The sequence below is a fragment of the Hyphomicrobium sp. CS1BSMeth3 genome (assembly GCF_900117415.1).
In the GTDB taxonomy this organism is placed as follows: Bacteria; Pseudomonadota; Alphaproteobacteria; order Rhizobiales; family Hyphomicrobiaceae.
This window is the reverse complement of sequence record NZ_FPEI01000005.1, coordinates 998374-1015032: the sequence shown is the minus strand read 5'-3', so window position 1 is coordinate 1015032 and position 16659 is coordinate 998374. Positions and strand designations below refer to the sequence as shown.

Annotated in this window: 13 protein-coding genes; 10 read left to right on the top strand and 3 right to left on the bottom strand. The window is 64.0% G+C overall.

Features of this window, described 5'->3' with window-relative positions; all coding sequences use genetic code 11:
* Positions 1-7 precede the first annotated feature (7 nt).
* Complete coding sequence (locus CS1BSM3_RS28280; RefSeq protein WP_174263683.1) at positions 8-184, top strand: hypothetical protein; 177 nt, start codon at positions 8-10, stop codon at positions 182-184.
* A 108-nt stretch (positions 185-292) separates the two neighbouring features.
* Here CS1BSM3_RS28280 and CS1BSM3_RS13860 read toward each other — a convergent pair whose 3' ends face one another.
* The 3 genes from CS1BSM3_RS13860 to CS1BSM3_RS13850 form a co-directional block, all read right to left on the bottom strand.
* Positions 293-811 carry a tripartite tricarboxylate transporter TctB family protein gene (locus CS1BSM3_RS13860; protein WP_072387635.1) on the bottom strand — a complete coding sequence of 173 codons (519 nt, stop codon included), beginning with the start codon at positions 809-811 and terminating at the stop codon, positions 293-295.
* A gap of 93 nt (positions 812-904) precedes the next feature.
* Positions 905-1933: a Bug family tripartite tricarboxylate transporter substrate binding protein gene (locus CS1BSM3_RS13855; RefSeq protein WP_143149202.1), complete on the bottom strand. Its 1029-nt coding sequence runs from the start codon at positions 1931-1933 to the stop codon at positions 905-907.
* Between the two features lie 118 nt (positions 1934-2051).
* Positions 2052-3560 carry a tripartite tricarboxylate transporter permease gene (locus tag CS1BSM3_RS13850; RefSeq protein ID WP_072387634.1) on the bottom strand — a complete coding sequence of 503 codons (1509 nt, stop codon included), beginning with the start codon at positions 3558-3560 and terminating at the stop codon, positions 2052-2054.
* A gap of 482 nt (positions 3561-4042) precedes the next feature.
* On the opposite strand from CS1BSM3_RS13850, the gene CS1BSM3_RS13845 reads away from it, so the two are divergent.
* The 9 genes from CS1BSM3_RS13845 to CS1BSM3_RS13805 all read left to right on the top strand — a co-directional run bounded on the left by CS1BSM3_RS13845 (position 4043) and on the right by CS1BSM3_RS13805 (position 16655).
* A complete protein-coding gene (locus tag CS1BSM3_RS13845) occupies positions 4043-4729 on the top strand; it encodes a GntR family transcriptional regulator (RefSeq protein WP_244540497.1) in 687 nt (228 codons plus the stop codon).
* A 71-nt stretch (positions 4730-4800) separates the two neighbouring features.
* The gene (gene oxc / locus CS1BSM3_RS13840) at positions 4801-6537 is read left to right on the top strand and encodes an oxalyl-CoA decarboxylase (RefSeq protein ID WP_072387632.1); all 1737 of its coding nucleotides are present in this window, start codon (positions 4801-4803) and stop codon (positions 6535-6537) included.
* 11 nt (positions 6538-6548) lie between these two features.
* Positions 6549-7826 carry a formyl-CoA transferase gene (gene frc, locus CS1BSM3_RS13835; protein WP_072387631.1) on the top strand — a complete coding sequence of 426 codons (1278 nt, stop codon included), beginning with the start codon at positions 6549-6551 and terminating at the stop codon, positions 7824-7826.
* A 93-nt stretch (positions 7827-7919) separates the two neighbouring features.
* Positions 7920-8855 (top strand): methionyl-tRNA formyltransferase, encoded by a 936-nt coding sequence (locus tag CS1BSM3_RS13830; protein WP_072387630.1) that lies wholly within the window; start codon positions 7920-7922, stop codon positions 8853-8855.
* A 129-nt stretch (positions 8856-8984) separates the two neighbouring features.
* Positions 8985-10661, top strand: a complete 1677-nt coding sequence (locus CS1BSM3_RS13825) for a formate--tetrahydrofolate ligase (RefSeq protein WP_072387629.1) — start codon at positions 8985-8987, stop codon at positions 10659-10661.
* 239 nt (positions 10662-10900) lie between these two features.
* Positions 10901-12970, top strand: coding sequence for an ABC transporter ATP-binding protein (locus CS1BSM3_RS13820; RefSeq protein ID WP_244540496.1), 2070 nt, complete (start codon positions 10901-10903; stop codon positions 12968-12970).
* Between the two features lie 108 nt (positions 12971-13078).
* A complete protein-coding gene (locus tag CS1BSM3_RS13815; RefSeq protein WP_072387628.1) occupies positions 13079-14683 on the top strand; it encodes an ABC transporter substrate-binding protein in 1605 nt (534 codons plus the stop codon).
* Positions 14684-14771: 88 nt separating this feature from the next.
* Positions 14772-15746 (top strand): ABC transporter permease, encoded by a 975-nt coding sequence (locus CS1BSM3_RS13810; protein WP_072387627.1) that lies wholly within the window; start codon positions 14772-14774, stop codon positions 15744-15746.
* 12 nt (positions 15747-15758) lie between these two features.
* On the top strand, positions 15759-16655 hold the full coding sequence (locus CS1BSM3_RS13805; RefSeq protein ID WP_083528574.1) for an ABC transporter permease: 897 nt from the start codon (positions 15759-15761) through the stop codon (positions 16653-16655).
* The last annotated feature ends 4 nt before the right edge of the window (positions 16656-16659 follow it).

The following is a 16659-nucleotide window of genomic DNA, read 5'->3' as shown; positions in this document are numbered from 1 at the left end:
GCAAGCCATGGATCACAGTGCAAACCTCCAGTCGGTCGGACGCCTCGGGCGTGCGGCGCGGATCTGCGCGGTGATCTGCCTCCTGATTGCCTGCGTCCTGCTGGTGAGCTCCCTCATGTCACCGACCCGCGTGTCGGCTGACGCCCAGATCCACCTGACCAATCCCACGCTCCGACTCTTCTGATCTCCTTAGACTCCTCACTCCCGCTCATCTCCTGCAACAAACTGGCCCCCGCTTCAGCGCGAAGCGGGGGCCTTTTTAATGCTTCGGAAGAGGTTGGAGGCGGCGCCTTCAGTACCCGAGCAGGGCCTCGATCGGGCCCTTTGGCAGTGGGACGAGGAACCACTTCTCGAACATGAAGAAGAAGAAGACCGGCACGGCCAGGCCGACACAAATCGCGCGCAGCACGCTCTCCCCACCGACGAAGATCATGAAGAAGAGGATGAAGGCGGCCGAGGCCGCATAGATGCCGAGGAACTGGACGGCGCCGACATAGGCGATCGCCGGCAGGAGCACCGTGATCACGCGCATGAATGCGGGCCGCGAGACGAACGCCTCGCTCAAACCCTCACCCTTGCCCATGACCGCCTTGAGCAGAATGGCAATGCTGGCCGTCCCCAGAACCACGGCGATGTAGAACGGGAAGTACCCGGCGCGCGGCCCCTCACCTTCGGCCCAACCAATGCCAAGCCGCACGCTGTCGGTAATGATGATCGCGCTGACGCCTAGAAGCAGCAACGCCACCACGATCTCCATCACCCGGTTCGAAACCAGAGCTGGCTCGTCCGTCGCATCACCCTGCTCGTGCATTGCCTTTCTCCCTCACATCTCAGAGGCCTTCGCGACGTGTGTTCGGCGCGAAGGCCTGCGGCAGGGCTGAGCGCGCGCCCCGCGTGTTTATTTTTATTTTCCGGCTGCCAGGAAGCCCGCAGACTTCATGAGCTCGTAGTGGCGCTTCTCCGCCGCTTCGACCCACTTGGCATACTCGTCACCGGCCATGAACGTGTTGTTGAAGGCGCCTTTCTCCATGAACTCCTTCCAGTCGGGCGTCTCGCGCACCTTCTTGAAAAGATCGACGTAGAACGCGACTTGGTCCTTGGTGACGCCGGCCGGCATGAAGATGCCGCGCAGCATCTGGTAGTCCACATTGACGCCCGACTCCTTGCAGGTCGGGATGTCGGACCATGCCATCGCGCCCGTCACTTTCGTCGTGTAGGTGCTGCGCTTGTCGTCGAAGATGCAGAGCGGGCGCAGCGAACCCGCACGCCACTGCGCGACGGCCTCGATAGGATTGTTGACCGTCGAATCCACGTGCTTGCCGACAAGCTGCACGGCGACCGCGCCACCGCCGGCAAACGGCACATAGGTGAACTTCCTGCCGCCGGTCACGCCCTCGAGCGCCACCGTGATGATCTGGTCCTCCTGCTTGGAGCCCGTGCCGCCCATCTTGAACTTCTTGTCGTCGCCGGCCTTCACGGCTTCGATGTAGTCCTTGGCGGTCTTGTACGGCGTGTCGCTGTTCACCCAGAGGATGAACTGGTCGAGCGCCAGCATCGCAACGGGCGTCATGTCCTTCCAGTTGAAGGGCACGCCGGTCGCCAGCGGCGTGGTGAAGAGGTTCGAGAGCGTGATGATGATCTGGTGCGCATCACCCTTGCTCTTCTTGACCTCGAGGAAGCCTTCCGCGCCGGCCCCGCCCGCCTTGTTGATGACGACGACGGGCTGCTTCATGAGATTGTGCTTGCCGACGACGCCCTGGATGAACCGCGCCATCTGGTCGGCGCCGCCGCCTGTGCCGGCAGGGATGATGAACGTCACCTGCTTGGTCGGCTCCCACGCCTGAGCCGGTAAGGCGGCGCCGGTGAGCAGCGCCGCGCTGGCCAGAACGGCTCCGGCAAGTCCGCGCCTCAACATCGTGCGTCGAAAGTGCATTGCCATTTTCCTCCGTTTCACCCGCCTCCGTTTGTGAGGCTTTCTTGCCGCCCCAGTCCCGGAGGCGGAATAGCGCAATGCTCAGAGCGCCCGGCTGGACGTACGCTGTGGGCGCTCTCTAAGCCGTTGCCGAACGCGACGCACCGAAGCGCGCCCTGAGCGAGCTCGCGAGCGGCCACAGCAGCATCAGCAGACCGAGCGTCATGATCGAGGCCACAAGAGGATTGGCCCAGAAGATGTTGAGGCTTCCCTGCGAGAGCAGCATGCTCTGGCGGAAGGATTCCTCCGCCTTGTCGCCGAGCACGATCGCGAGCACGAGCGGCGCGAGCGGATACTGCAGCTTGTTGAAGACGTAGCCGACGACGCCGAATACCAGCATCATCCAGACGTCGAACATGTTGTTGTTCACGGTGTAGGCGCCGATCGCGCAGATCACGAGAATCACCGGCGCGATGATCGAGAAGGGCACGCGCAGGATCGCCGCGAAGAACGGCACGCACGTCAGCACGACGATGAGACCGACGATATTGCCGAGGTACATCGAGGCGATCAGGCCCCACACGAATTCCTTCTGCTCGACGAACAGAAGCGGCCCGGGCTGAAGCCCCCAGATGAGCAGACCGCCAAGCAGCACTGCGGCCGTCGGCGAGCCCGGAATGCCGAGCGTCAGCATCGGCAGAAGGGCGCTGGTGCCCGCGGCATGCGCCGCCGTCTCCGGCGCCACGACGCCTTCGATCTCACCCTTGCCGAAGTTGTTGCCGCGCGGCGAGATGCGTTTGGCGAGGCCGTAGCTCATGAACGACGCGGGCGTCGCGCCGCCCGGCGTGATGCCCATCCAGCAGCCGATGATGCAACTGCGGATCGAGGTCGACCAGTACGCGAGCAGCTTCTTCCATGTCGTCAGCACGACGCGCAGGCGCAGCTTCGCCTGCGATCCCTGGAACTTGAGCCCGTCCTCCATCGACGAGAGGATCTCGCCGATACCGAAGAGGCCGATCACCGCGATCAGGAAGTCGAAGCCATTGAGGAGCTGATCGTATCCGAAGGTCATGCGGAGCTGGCCGGTGACGCCATCCATGCCGACGGCTGCGAGCGCGAAACCGAGCGCCATGGCCGCGACCGTCTTCCAGGGACTGCCGCGCCCCATGCCGACAAAGCTCGCGAATGTGAGGAAGAAGACGGAGAAGAACTCCGCTGGCCCGAACTTGAGCGCGAAGCGCGCGATGATCGGCGCCAGGAAGGTGATGACGACGACCGCGACGAAGGCGCCGACGAACGAGGAGGTGAAGGCAGCGGTCAAGGCCTCGTCGGCCTGGCCCTTGCGGGCCATGGGGTGCCCATCGAAGGTCGTCGCGACCGACCAGGGCTCGCCCGGGATATTGAAGAGGATCGAGGTGATCGCCCCGCCGAACAGCGCTCCCCAATAGATGCAGGAGAGCATGATGATGGCCGACGTCGGCGGCATCGTGAAGGTGAGAGGGAGAAGGATGGCGACGCCGTTCGCACCACCCAGGCCCGGCAGCACACCGATGATCACCCCGAGGACGATACCGATGAACATCAGAGCCAAATTATAGGGCGTCAGCGCAATGCTGAAGCCCTGCATCAGAGAGGCGACCTCTTCCACATTCCCTCCGCACACCTAGCGTTCCGCCCTGGTGCGGGGAAGGTCCTTGGTTCAGAGACCCCGGCGCCTCGCTCCCCGCCCTGCCCGTCGTTGCGGGCTCATCCTCGAGATCATTTTCCTGATCATCGATTGAATTTCGTGATCAGGCACTCGGAGATGATATATTTTGGCATACCATATACCCCTCTCCGCCGCCGTGACAAGAAGCCACAACGCAGGCGCGAAGACGGCGCGGAAGAAGATGGATTGCGCGGTGCCGCATGAGCCGCCGCTTCAAGAAAACATCGACGTCAAAAGACTTTCCGTCCCGCGCTCAAGTCACCAAAGCTCTTACGGCCTTGCTTCCTCACGCCCCGAACGAACGCACATGCGGGATAGAGGGCTTGTCCAGGCCGCTGAACTCGGCGTATGGTATACCAAGAACCAGCCGCCGATGCGCGGCTTCGGCGCGCGTAGTTTGCTCGATGCTCAGGGGTGAGCTCTTGTCAGATACTCAGATCAGAATTGCACCGATCGTCGAAAGCCTGAGCCTCAAGGCGAAGGCCTATGCCGCGCTCAAGTCGGCGATCCTGCGCATGAACATCTACGACGACAATGCCGAGCTCAAGCTCGACGAGCGCGATCTCTCGGCGCGCTTCGGCGTGTCGCGCACGCCGCTGAGAGAAGCGCTCGCGCAGCTCGATTCGGAAGGCCTCGTGCGCATCGTGCCGCGCAAAGGCATCTTCATCGTGCGACGGACGAAGGCCGAGATCCTCGAGATGATCACGGTCTGGGCGGCGCTCGAGAGCATGGCCGCCCGGCTTGCGACCAAGGAAGCCACGGACGAGGAGATCGCGAGCCTGCACGAGCTCGTCGACAGCTTCTCGACTGACAAGGTCGCGGCGAAGATGGGCGAGTACTCGGACGCCAACATCCGCTTCCATCAGGCGATCATCAGGCTCGGCAAATGCGGCCTCATTGCCGAGATGACGGAGAGCCTGTTCTTCCATGTCCGCGCCATCCGCCAGCGCACGATCTTCGAGGACGACCGCGCCCGTCGTTCGATCGTCGACCACAAGGAGATCGTTGCAGCGCTCGAAGCCCGCGACACGGAAAAAGCAGAGCGGCTCGTGCGCGAGCACACGTTGAAGCTGCGCGAACACGTCGAGCGCTTCGTGAACATCGTCTGAGGCCCCGGGGCGGGCCGGTCCAAACAAAATCAGATCAACAAAGTACGCAAATTGCGTGGGAAGGAAGCGAAATGTCTGCAACAGCACAAAGCGCTGAGACCAAAGTGTCCGCAGGCGAGGAGGAGCTGACCGACGGCTTCAATCTCATCATCGATGCGCTGAAGCTCAACGGCCTCGACACCATCTACGGCGTGCCGGGCATTCCGATCACCGATTTCGGCCGCATGGCGCAGGCGGCGGGCATCCGCGTCATCTCCTTCCGCCACGAGCAGAACGCGGGCTACGCGGCGTCGATCGCGGGATTCCTGACGAAGAAGCCCGGCATCTGCCTCACCGTCTCGGCGCCGGGCTTCCTCAATGGCCTCACCGCGCTCGCCCACGCGACGACGAACTGCTTTCCGATGATCCTCATTTCTGGTTCGTCCGAGCGCGAGATCGTCGATCTCCAGCAGGGCGACTACGAGGAGATGGACCAGCTCGCGATCGCGAAGCCGCTCTGCAAGGCCGCCTATCGCGTCCTGCACGCGCAGGACATCGGCATCGGCATTGCGCGCGCGATCCGCTCCGCCGTCTCGGGGCGCCCCGGCGGCGTCTATCTAGATCTGCCGGCCAAGCTCTTCGGCCAGGTCATGAATGCCGAGGCGGGCCGCAAATCGCTCGTGAAGGTCATCGATCCCGCGCCGGCGCAGATCCCGGCACCCGACTCGATCAAGCGCGCACTCGACGTGCTCAAGAGCGCGAAGAAGCCCCTCATCATCCTCGGCAAGGGCGCGGCTTATGCGCAGGCCGATGACGCGATCCGCACTTTCGTCGAGAAGAGCGGTGTTCCCTTCCTGCCGATGAGCATGGGCAAGGGCCTGCTGCCGGACACGCATCCGCTGTGCGCGGGCGCTGCGCGCTCGACGGTGCTCAAGGACAGCGACGTCGTCATGCTGATCGGCGCGCGCCTCAACTGGCTGCTCTCGCACGGCAAGGGCAAGACCTGGGGCGACGCACCGAAGAAGTTCATCCAGATCGACATCGAGCCGCGCGAGATGGACTCGAACATCGAGATCGTGGCGCCGGTCGTCGGCGACATCGGCTCGTGCGTGACGGCGCTGCTCAACGGCATGGACACGAACTGGACGGCGCCGCCGGCGGACTGGACGGGCGCCGTCGCCAAGAAGCGCGATGAGAACGTGGCCAAGATGGCGCCGCGCCTCATGAACAACAACAACCCGATGGACTACCACGGCGCGCTCGGCGTGCTGCGCACGGTCATCAAGGAGCGCCCCGACGCGATCCTCGTGAACGAAGGCGCGAACACGCTCGATCTCGCACGCGGCATCATCGACATCTACCAGCCGAGAAAGCGCATCGACGTCGGAACGTGGGGCGTCATGGGCATCGGCATGGGCTATGCCATTGCGGCCGCCATCGAGACGGGCAAGCCCGTGCTTGCCGTCGAGGGCGACAGCGCCTTCGGCTTCTCGGGCATGGAGGTCGAGACGATCGCCCGCTACAAGCTGCCGGTCTGCATCGTCATCTTCAACAATGACGGCATCTACCGCGGCACGGACGTGAACAAGGCCAACGACGATCCGGCAACGACCGTGTTCGTCAAGGGCTCGCGCTACGACAAGATGATGGAGGCCTTCGGCGGCGTCGGCGTGAACGCGACGACGCCCGACGAGCTGCGCCGCGCCGTGAACGCGGCGATGGACTCCGGCAAGCCCACGCTCATCAACGCTGTTATCGACCCCGCTGCCGGCAGCGAAAGCGGCCGCATCGGCAATCTCAATCCGCAAAGCGCACTCAAGAAGAAGTAAGGGAGGGCACCATGAAAGCGCTCGAAGGCGTTCGCATTCTCGACTTCACGCACGTCCAGTCCGGGCCGACGTGCACGCAGCTCCTCGCGTGGTTCGGCGCCGACGTGATCAAGGTCGAACGGCCCGGCACGGGCGACATCACGCGCGGCCAGCTCATGGACGTGCCGAACGCGGACAGCCTCTATTTCACGATGCTGAACCACAACAAGCGCTCGATCACGCTCGATACGAAGAACAAGACGGGCAAGGAAGTGCTCGAGCGGCTGATCAAGACGTGCGACGTGCTCGTCGAGAATTTCGGACCCGGCGTGCTCGACCGCATGGGCTTCCCCTGGGAGACCATCCAAAAGCTCAATCCGCGCATGATCGTTGCCTCGATCAAGGGCTTCGGTCCGGGGCCGTACGAAGATTGCAAGGTCTACGAGAACGTCGCGCAGTGCACGGGCGGCGCCGCCTCGACGACCGGCTTCCGTGATGGCCTGCCGCTCGTCACGGGCGCGCAGATCGGCGACAGCGGCACGGGCCTGCACCTCGCCCTCGGCATCGTGACCGCGCTCTTCCAGCGCACGCACTCGGGCAAGGGCCAGCGCGTGACCTGCGCCATGCAGGACGGCGTGCTCAATCTCTGCCGCGTGAAGCTGCGCGACCAGCAGCGCCTCGCGCACGGTCCGCTCACCGAGTACAGCCAGTTCGGCGAGGGCGTGCCATTCGGCTCCGCGACGCCGCGCGCCGGCAATGACTCGGGTGGTGGCCAGCCCGGCCGCATTCTGAAGTGCAAGGGCTGGGAAGGCGATCCCGATGCCTACATCTATTTCATCACGCAGGCGCCCGTCTGGGAGAAGATCTGCGACGTGATCGGCGAGCCGACCTGGAAGACCGATCCCAATTTCGCGACGCCGAAAGCCCGCCTGCCGCGCCTCAACCAGATCTTCGAGCGCATCGAGCAGTGGACCATGACCAAGACCAAGTTCGAGGCCATGGACATCCTCAATGAGTTCGACATCCCGTGCGGGCCGATCCTTTCCATGAAGGAGCTCGCCGAGGACCAGTCACTGCGCGCAACCGGCACCGTCGTCGAGGTCGATCATCCAAAGCGCGGCAAGTACCTCTCGGTCGGCAATCCGATCAAGCTGTCGGACTCGCCTGCCGACGTGAAGCGCTCGCCGCTGCTCGGCGAGCACACCGAGGAGGTGCTGCGCGATGTACTCGGCTACTCGGCCGATGAGGTCGCATCGATCAAGGCCTCCGGCGCCACCGAGCCGCCGCAGAAGCGTGCAGCGGCGGAGTAGGAAGAAGAGCTGACATCGTCGCGTGCAATCAATGCGAGAATGAAACCCGCGTGCTCGTGAGTGCAATGCGGGACCAGGGAGAGAACATAAGCGATGCGTATCGTCGTCCATGGCCAGGAGGCCTTCGGAAAGGCCGTACTCGAGAAGCTGCTCGAGCGCGGTGAGAACGTCGTGGCCGTGTGCTGCGCGCCAGACAAGGCCGGCCGCCCGGAAGACCCGCTGAAGACTTTCGCGAATGAGAAGGGCCTACCCGTCCACCAGCCGAAGAGCTGGAAGACGCCCGAGGCCCTCGAGCTCATGAAGTCCTTCAACGCGGACGTCTGCCTCATGGCCTACGTCCTGCTGTTCGTGCCGCAGCCGGTGCTCGATGCGCCGCGCCTCGGCACGTTCCAGTACCATCCCTCGCTGCTGCCGGCGCACCGCGGCCCTTCGTCGATCAACTGGCCGATCGCCATGGGCAAGACGCGCACCGGCCTCACCATCTTCTGGCCCGACGAGGGCCTGGACGAAGGCCCGGTCCTCATCCAGAAGTCCGTCGAGGTCGGCCCCGACGAGACGCTCGGCGACGTCTACTTCAAGAAGCTCTTCCCCATGGGCGTCGACGCCATGATGGAGGGCCTCGACCTCGTCAAAGCCGGCGTCATGCTCAAGCACAAGCAGGACCTCGCCGCCGGCTCCTACGAGAGCTGGTTCAAGAAGGATCTTGCCGAGCTCGATTGGTCGAAGCCCGTCGCGGATGTCTACAATATCATTCGCGCGGCGAACCCGGCGCCCGGCGCCTGGACCACGCTGAAAGGCGCCAAGCTCGACATCTACGATGCCGCGCGCACGAGCGGCAGCGGCAAGCCCGGTGAGGTGATCGCCATCTCGGATGAAGGCATCACCATTGCCGGCAGTGGCGGCGCGATCCTCGCAAAGCGCGTCAAGGCCCCCGACACGAAGAAGATCGGGGCGGCCGAATGGGCGAAATCCGTCGGCCTTGCGGTCGGCGATGTCTGCTCGGCACCACAGCCCAAAGCATCCGCCTGATTTCACAGCGCGCCGACGGACGCGGCAGAGCCTCGCGTCCGATGGCTAGGCGAAACACAAGAGACGCGCGTCAGGTCACAGAGATCGGCCCGAGCGCACGCCGCAAACGCCCATCCGCTGGAGCCCACCATGGCCGTAAAGTCCGACATCGAAATTGCCCGCGAAGCGAAAAAGAAGCCGATCCAGGAGATCGGATCCCGCCTCGGCATCGGCAGCGAGCACCTTCTTCCCTTCGGCCACGACAAGGCGAAGGTCTCGGCCGAATTCATCAAGTCGCTGGAGAGCCGCAAGGACGGCAAGCTGATCCTCGTCACCGCGATCAACCCGACACCTGCGGGCGAAGGCAAGACCACCACCACCGTCGGCCTCGGCGACGGCCTCAACGCGATCGGCAAGAAGGCGGCCATCTGCCTGCGCGAGCCCTCGCTCGGCCCCTGCTTCGGCATGAAGGGTGGCGCAGCCGGCGGCGGCTATGCCCAGGTCGTGCCCATGGAGGACATCAACCTCCACTTCACGGGCGACTTCCATGCGATCACGAGCGCGCACAACCTGCTCTCGGCGCTGATCGACAATCACATCTACTGGGGCAACGCACAGAACATCGACACGCGCCGCGTCGCCTGGCGCCGCGTCATGGACATGAACGACCGGGCGCTGCGCGAGATCGTCTGCTCGCTCGGCGGCGTCGCGAACGGCTTCCCGCGCGAAGCGGGCTTCGACATCACCGTCGCCTCCGAAGTGATGGCCATCCTGTGCCTCGCCACGGACATCGCGGATCTCGAGAAGCGCCTCGGCGATATCATCATCGCCTACCGCCGCGACCGCAGCCCGGTCTACGCGCGCGACATCAAGGCCAACGGCGCCATGACCGTGCTGCTCGCGCAGGCCATGCAGCCGAACCTCGTGCAGACGCTCGAGAACAACCCGGCCTTCATCCACGGCGGTCCGTTCGCGAACATCGCGCACGGCTGTAACTCCGTCGTCGCGACGAAGACCGCGCTCAAGCTCGCCGACTACGTCGTCACGGAAGCGGGTTTCGGTGCGGACCTCGGCGCCGAGAAGTTCTTCGACATCAAGTGCCGCAAAGCCGGCCTCAACCCGGCCGCGGCCGTGATCGTCGCGACCGTCCGCGCGCTCAAGATGAACGGCGGCGTGAAGCGCGAGGACCTCGGCACGGAGAACGTCGAGGCCGTCAAGAAGGGCCTCGCCAACCTCGGCCGCCACATCGAGAATGTTAAGGGCTTCGGCGTACCCGCGGTGGTCGCGATCAACCACTTCATTTCCGATACCGAAGCGGAAATCGCCGCCGTGCAGGAGTACGCCAAAGCGCAGGGCTCGGAGGCCTTCCTCTGCAAGCATTGGGCACAGGGCTCGAAGGGCATCGAAGCGCTGGCGCGCCGCGTCGTCGAGATCGCCGACGGCGGCACCTCGAAGTTCGCGCCGCTCTATCCGGACGAGCTGGGCCTGTTCCAGAAGGTCGAGACGATCGCGAAGAAGATCTATCGCGCCGGTAGCGTCGCGGCCGACAAGAGCGTGCGCGATCAGCTCAAGACCTGGGAGGATATGGGCTACGGCAATCTTCCCATCTGCGTGGCGAAGACGCAGTACTCGTTCACGACGGATCCCAACCTGCGCGGCGCGCCGGTCGATCACGTAGTGCCGATCCGCGAGGTCAGGCTCTCCGCCGGCGCCGGCTTCGTGGTCGCCATCTGCGGTGAGATCATGACCATGCCGGGCCTGCCCAAGGTCCCCGCATCGGAGACGATCCGCTTCAACGAGGCTGGCCAGATCGAAGGTCTGTTCTAGGCCCGCATCCGCCGGCTCTCGTCCGCATCGAGCGGTCAAAGTATTGCTCAGTGCGCCCTCTAAAAAAGGGTGCACTGCGGCATTCCCTTGCCATTAATCCCAGCATCCAAATGTCTGGACAGCGGGTTGCATTCCCTGCGAAAAGACAGCAATGTAGCTCAGGTGGATGATGTGTAGAGCGCATCCGGCAAACGGCAGACAGCGAGCGAGCTGCCGAGGGTGTACTAGGGAGGTCCAGTTTGCAGACGACGGCGGAGGGGGCGGCGAAGCCCCTGAGCGGGGAAGTGCTATCCAGCCACGCGGCTGCGAAGACGGGCAAACCCGTTCTCGAGATCGAGAACCTGAGCGTCCAGTTCCGATCATCCCATGGCCTCGTGCGCGCGGTCGAGAATGTTGGCTATACCGTCCATCCTGGCGAGATGGTCGCGATCGTCGGCGAGTCCGGCTCGGGAAAGTCGGTTTCCGCGCTCACGATCATGCGGCTCCTCGCGCAGACAGCCGAGATCACATCCGGTACTGTTGTCTTTGATGGCCGCGACCTCCTGAAGCTCTCGGACGAAGAGATGCGCCGCGTCCGCGGCCATCACGTGTCGATGATCTTCCAGGAGCCCATGACGTCGCTGAACCCGGTCCTCAAGATCGGGCTGCAGATCATGGAGCCGCTCTTCATTCACTTGAAGATGTCGCCCGAGGAGGCCAAGGCCCGCGCCATCGAGCTCCTGACGCTCGTCGGCATCACCGACCCCGAGAGCCGGCTCGAGCAGTATCCGCACCAGCTTTCCGGCGGCATGCGCCAGCGCGTGATGATCGCGATCGGCCTTGCCTGCAATCCCAAGCTCCTCATCGCCGACGAGCCGACGACGGCACTCGACGTCACCATCCAGGCGCAGATCCTCGAGCTGATGAAGGATCTCTCGCGCCGCCTCGGCATCGCGGTCATCATCATCACGCACAACCTCGGCATCGTCGCGCGCTACGCCGACCGCGTGAACGTCATGTACGCCGCCCGCATCGTCGAGAGCGGCACGGCAGAAGAGGTCTTCGGCAATGCGCGCCATCCTTATGCGCGCGGCCTGCTGTCTGCCGTCCCGCGCCTCGATCGCGGCCGCGCCATGCGGCTCCAAACCATCGAAGGCGCGCCGCCGAACCTGCTCAAGCCCCCCGAGGGCTGCCGCTTCCGGCCGCGCTGCCGCTTCGCGATCGACAAGTGCACGATCAATCCGCCGCTCGTCGAGTTCGAGCCGGGCCATTGCGCGGCCTGCCATCGCTCGGCCGAGCTCGAAAGCATCGACAAGCCGGTCGCAGCCAGCCACGAGACGATCGGCGCCGTCGCCAATGGCGGGTCCGGTCCCATCCTGCAGCTCAAGGATGTGACGAAGTTCTTCCCGATCAGCGGCGGCTTCTTCCAAGCGAAGAAGCTCGTCCGGGCGGTGAACAACGTGACGCTCGACATCGCGCCCGGCGAGACGCTCGGCCTCGTCGGCGAATCGGGCTGCGGCAAATCCACGCTCGGGCGCGTCGTCCTCCGCCTCGACGATCCGACGGACGGCAAGATCCTGTTCGAGGGCGCCGATCTCGCCAATGCCGGCGCTGATCAGATGCTCGCGGTGCGCAAGAAGATGCAGGTGATCTTCCAGGATCCCTTCTCTTCGCTCAATCCGCGCATGACCGTCGGTGAGATCATCGCCGAGCCGATGCGCGTCCATCAGATCCTGCCGAAGGAGAAGATCCACGATCGCGTAGCCGAGCTCCTCTCGCTGGTCGGCCTGCATGGTTACATGGCCGACCGCTATCCGCATCAGCTCTCGGGCGGCCAGCGCCAGCGCGTCGGCATCGCGCGCGCACTCTCCGTCAATCCGAAGTTCATCGTCTGCGACGAGGCCGTCTCCGCACTCGACGTGTCGATCCAGGGCCAGGTCATCAACCTGCTCGAAGGGCTGCAGCAGAAGCTCGGCCTCAGCTACCTCTTCATCGCGCATGATCTTGCTGTCGTCCGCCACATCTCGCACAAGGTTGCGGTGATGTATCTCGGCAAGATCGTCGAGTACGCGCCGGCGGACGAGCTGTTCGCCAATCCCAAGCATCCCTATACGCAGGCCCTGCTCGCGGCCGCGCCGATCCCCGATCCGGTGATCGAGCGCTCGCGCCCACGCCGGATCATCACCGGCGAGTTGCCGAGCCCGCTACGTCCGCCGCCAGGGTGCGTGTTCAATCCACGATGCCCGCTTGCGGTCGAGAATTGCCGCAAAGAGATCCCCGCGCTGCGGGAGCTCGGCCCGAAACATTGGGTCGCCTGCAGCGAGGTGTAGGCCGTGCAAAGACGGATGACCTGCAGAACGCAGGCACCCATCACGGCCGCCGGAATAATGGAATCAAAGAACGGCATCCGGCTCGAAGTTTACTGAGGAGGACTGGTAATGAAGTGGAAGAAGAGTGTTTTTGCATTACCGCTGGCGGCGGCTTTTGCTGCAGCCGGCCTGACCGCTCCCGCTGACGCCCAAACGCCCAAGAGGGGCGGAGTTCTGAAGTTCGTCGTGCCCGATGAGCCGCCGAGCTTCGATGGCCATCGCGAGACGACGTTCGCGCTGATCCATCCGATCGCGCCTTTCTACAGCGTGCTCATCCGCCCGAACCCGCAGGATCCCGACAATCCCGCGAAGTTCGAGTGCGACGTGTGCACCGAGATGCCTTCGCCGGCCGATGGCGGCAAGACCTTCACGTTCAAGATCCGCAAGGACATCAAGTTCCATGACGGCAGCCCGCTGACGTCGGCGGATGTGCTGGCGACGTTCCAGCGCATTATCTTCCCCAAGGAAGGCATCTCGAGCGCCCGTCAGGCCCAGCTCTCGATGGTCGAGAGCGTGACCGCTCCCGACGCCGACACCGTCGTCTTCAAGCTGAAGCATCCGTCGGGTGCCTTCATCCCGGCGCTCGCCGCGCCGTTCCACTTCATCTACTCGAAGGCGAAGCTGGACGCCGATCCGCGGTGGTATGAGCAGAACATCATGGGCTCCGGCCCGTTCGTGTTCGACGTGCGTGAGGCTGGCGCTCGCATCACCGGCAAGCGCTACGACGGCTACCATCACAAGGGCCAGCCGTACCTCGACGGCTTCGAGGCGATCTTCGCGAAGACCCAGACGCTCCGCGTCCAGGCCATTCGCGGTGATCAGGCCGCCGCCGAGTTCCGTGGCCTTCCGCCGAAGAGCCGTGACGATCTCGTCGCCGCGCTCGGCAAGGACATCACCGTCCAGGAGAGCGACTGGAACTGCCTGCTGATCACGTCGCCGAACCACGAGCGCAAGCCCTTCGACGACGCCCGCGTCCGCCGCGCGCTGACGCTCGCCGTCGATCGCTGGGGCGGTGCCGAGGCTCTCTCCAAGATCGCGATCGTGAAGACGGTTGGCGGCATCGTGTTCCCGAACCATCCGCTCGCAGCAACCAAGGAAGAGCTGCAGCAGATGGCCGGCTACTGGCCCGACATCAAGAAGTCGCGCGCTGAGGCCCGCCGCCTGCTGAAGGAGGCAGGTCAGGAGAACCTCAAGTTCACCCTCGCCAACCGCGCCGTCGACCAGCCGTACACCATTGTCGGCACCTGGCTGATCGACCAGTGGAAGCAGATCGGCGTCGAGGTGACCCAGAAGGCCGAGGCAACGGGTCCGTTCTATGCCCAGCTTCGCTCCGGCAACTTCGATGTCGCACTCGACTTCAACTGCCAGTCGGTCGTGAACCCGCTGTCCGATACGTCGAAGTTCCTCGGCGTTGCAGCCGGCGATCAGTACGGCCGCTACAAGAGCCAGAAGCTCGAGGACCTGCACGCGAAGATGAACCAGATCGCCGATGTCGGCGAGCAGCGCAAGATCATGCGTCAGTTCGAGAAGATCGTGCTCGACGAAGAGGCGCACAACTCGATCTCGCTGTGGTGGTACCGCATCATTCCGCACCGCTCGTACATGAAGGGGTGGAAGATCAGCTCGAGCCACTACATCAACAATCAGCTCGACGTCGTCTGGATCGACAAGTGATCCGGCTCGGATGAGCTGAACGGAAACGGGCCACGGCCATGAGGCCGTGGCCCTCAACCAAACGAACATCACAGGACCTTGAACCACCATGCTGCGTTACGTGATCAAGCGACTTCTGCTCATGATCCCGACGCTGTTCGGCGCGGCGGTGCTCATATTCCTGCTGATGCGGACGATACCCGGCGACATCTGCTACCTCCGCCTCGCGGCGGGAGGCGGCTCGGTCGTTCAGGATGTCCTGGACAATTGCCGCCGCGAGCTCGGCCTCGATCAGCCGATGTGGATGCAGTTCTGGACGTTCATCAAAGGTCTCATCACATTCGACTTCGGCAAGTCGATGTGGACGAACCGCCCCATCATCGATGAGATCGCGTTGCGCTTTCAGCTCTCGCTTCAGGTTGCCATCATGGCGACGCTGACGGCGGTCCTGATCGCGATCCCGCTCGGCACGATTGCCGCGGTGAAGCAGAATACCTGGATCGACTATTTCGTCCGCACGTTCACGATTGCCGGCATCGCCATGCCGTCGTTCTGGCTCGGCATCCTGATCATCCTGACCATTCTCGTGACCAGCAAAGCCTGGTTCGGCGTGCCCTGGATGCCGCCGATACGCTACGTGCCGATCTGGCAGGACCCCTGGTACAATCTCTCCATGCTGATCTGGCCGGCACTGGCCACCGGCTATCGCTATTCGGCGGTCGCGACACGCATGACGCGGTCGGCGCTGCTCGAGGTTCTGCGCGAGGACTACGTGCGCACGGCGCGCGCGAAGGGCCTCTATGAGAAGCTCGTCATCAATCGCCACGCGCTGAGGAACGCACTGCTGCCGGTCGTCACCGTCGTCGGCATCGAGTTCGCATTTCTCATGGGCGGACTGGTCGTGACCGAGCAGGTCTTCAATCTCAATGGACTGGGCAAGCTGTTCGTCGAGTCGGTTCTCAACCACGACTATGCCATGACCCAGTTCCTGGTGATGATGGTGGTCGCCATTTTCGCCTTCACCAACTTCGTCGTCGACATCTGCTATGCGTGGCTCGATCCGCGCATCCGCTACACTCGCTGAGGGCTGCGCACCATGGCCACTGAGACCGCATCTCCCGGCACGATCGTCGAAGACATCCCGCGCAAGCCGACAATGCTCGGGACGCTCGGCGCGTTCTGCCGCGGCAATCCGCTCGGCGCCTTCGGCGGCTTCATCGTCATCGCGATGTGCGTGATGGCGGTCTTCGCGCCGTTGCTCACGAGCTATGACCCGACGGCCAACGATTTCGGCGCAATGCTTTCGGCGCCCGACTGGGAGCACTGGCTCGGGACCGATCAGTTCGGCCGCGATCTCCTTTCGCGCATCATCTACGGCGCCCGCACGGCGCTCCTCGTGGGCTTCGTATCGTCCTTTGCCGGCTGCTTCCTCGGGCTGATCCTCGGCGTTTCGTCGGCCTACTTCGGCGGCCGCTTCGACCTGCTCTTCCAGCGCGTGATGGACGTCTTCATGGCGTTCCCGCTGATCATCCTCGCGCTCGCCGTGGTCGCGATCTTCGGCACGGGCGTCGTCAACGTCATCATCGCCATCACGATCCCCGTGATCCCGCGCGCAGCCCGTATCGTGCGTGCGAGCGCGCTCGCCATTCGCGAAATGCCGTACGTGGATGCTGCACGTGCCAACGGCTTCAGCCACACCCGCATCATCTTCCGCCACATGATGCCGAACGTGATGGCGCCGTTCCTGATCATCCTCACGGCGCAGGTCGGCCAGGCGATCCTGATCGAGGCTTCGCTTTCCTACCTTGGCCTCGGCGTGCAGGAGCCGGTGCCGGCGTGGGGCCTCATGCTGCGCGGCGGCGCGCAGGAGTATGCCGAGAGCGCGCCCTGGGTCGCGATCTTCCCCGGTCTCGCGATCACGCTCGCCGTGTTCGGGTTCAACCTCTTCGGCGACTCGCTGCGCGACTGGCTCGACCCGAAGATGAAGACCTGAGACG

What these genes read in the sequence shown, in the direction of transcription:
- CS1BSM3_RS28280 (WP_174263683.1), top strand. Translation starts at nt 8, where the DNA reads ATGGATCACAGTGCAAACCTCCAGTCGGTCGGACGCCTCGGGCGTGCG.
- CS1BSM3_RS13860 (WP_072387635.1), bottom strand. Translation starts at nt 811, where the DNA reads ATGCACGAGCAGGGTGATGCGACGGACGAGCCAGCTCTGGTTTCGAAC.
- CS1BSM3_RS13855 (WP_143149202.1), bottom strand. Translation starts at nt 1,933, where the DNA reads ATGCACTTTCGACGCACGATGTTGAGGCGCGGACTTGCCGGAGCCGTT.
- oxc (WP_072387632.1), top strand. Translation starts at nt 4,801, where the DNA reads ATGTCTGCAACAGCACAAAGCGCTGAGACCAAAGTGTCCGCAGGCGAG.
- frc (WP_072387631.1), top strand. Translation starts at nt 6,549, where the DNA reads ATGAAAGCGCTCGAAGGCGTTCGCATTCTCGACTTCACGCACGTCCAG.
- CS1BSM3_RS13830 (WP_072387630.1), top strand. Translation starts at nt 7,920, where the DNA reads ATGCGTATCGTCGTCCATGGCCAGGAGGCCTTCGGAAAGGCCGTACTC.
- CS1BSM3_RS13825 (WP_072387629.1), top strand. Translation starts at nt 8,985, where the DNA reads ATGGCCGTAAAGTCCGACATCGAAATTGCCCGCGAAGCGAAAAAGAAG.
- CS1BSM3_RS13815 (WP_072387628.1), top strand. Translation starts at nt 13,079, where the DNA reads ATGAAGTGGAAGAAGAGTGTTTTTGCATTACCGCTGGCGGCGGCTTTT.
- CS1BSM3_RS13810 (WP_072387627.1), top strand. Translation starts at nt 14,772, where the DNA reads ATGCTGCGTTACGTGATCAAGCGACTTCTGCTCATGATCCCGACGCTG.
- CS1BSM3_RS13805 (WP_083528574.1), top strand. Translation starts at nt 15,759, where the DNA reads ATGGCCACTGAGACCGCATCTCCCGGCACGATCGTCGAAGACATCCCG.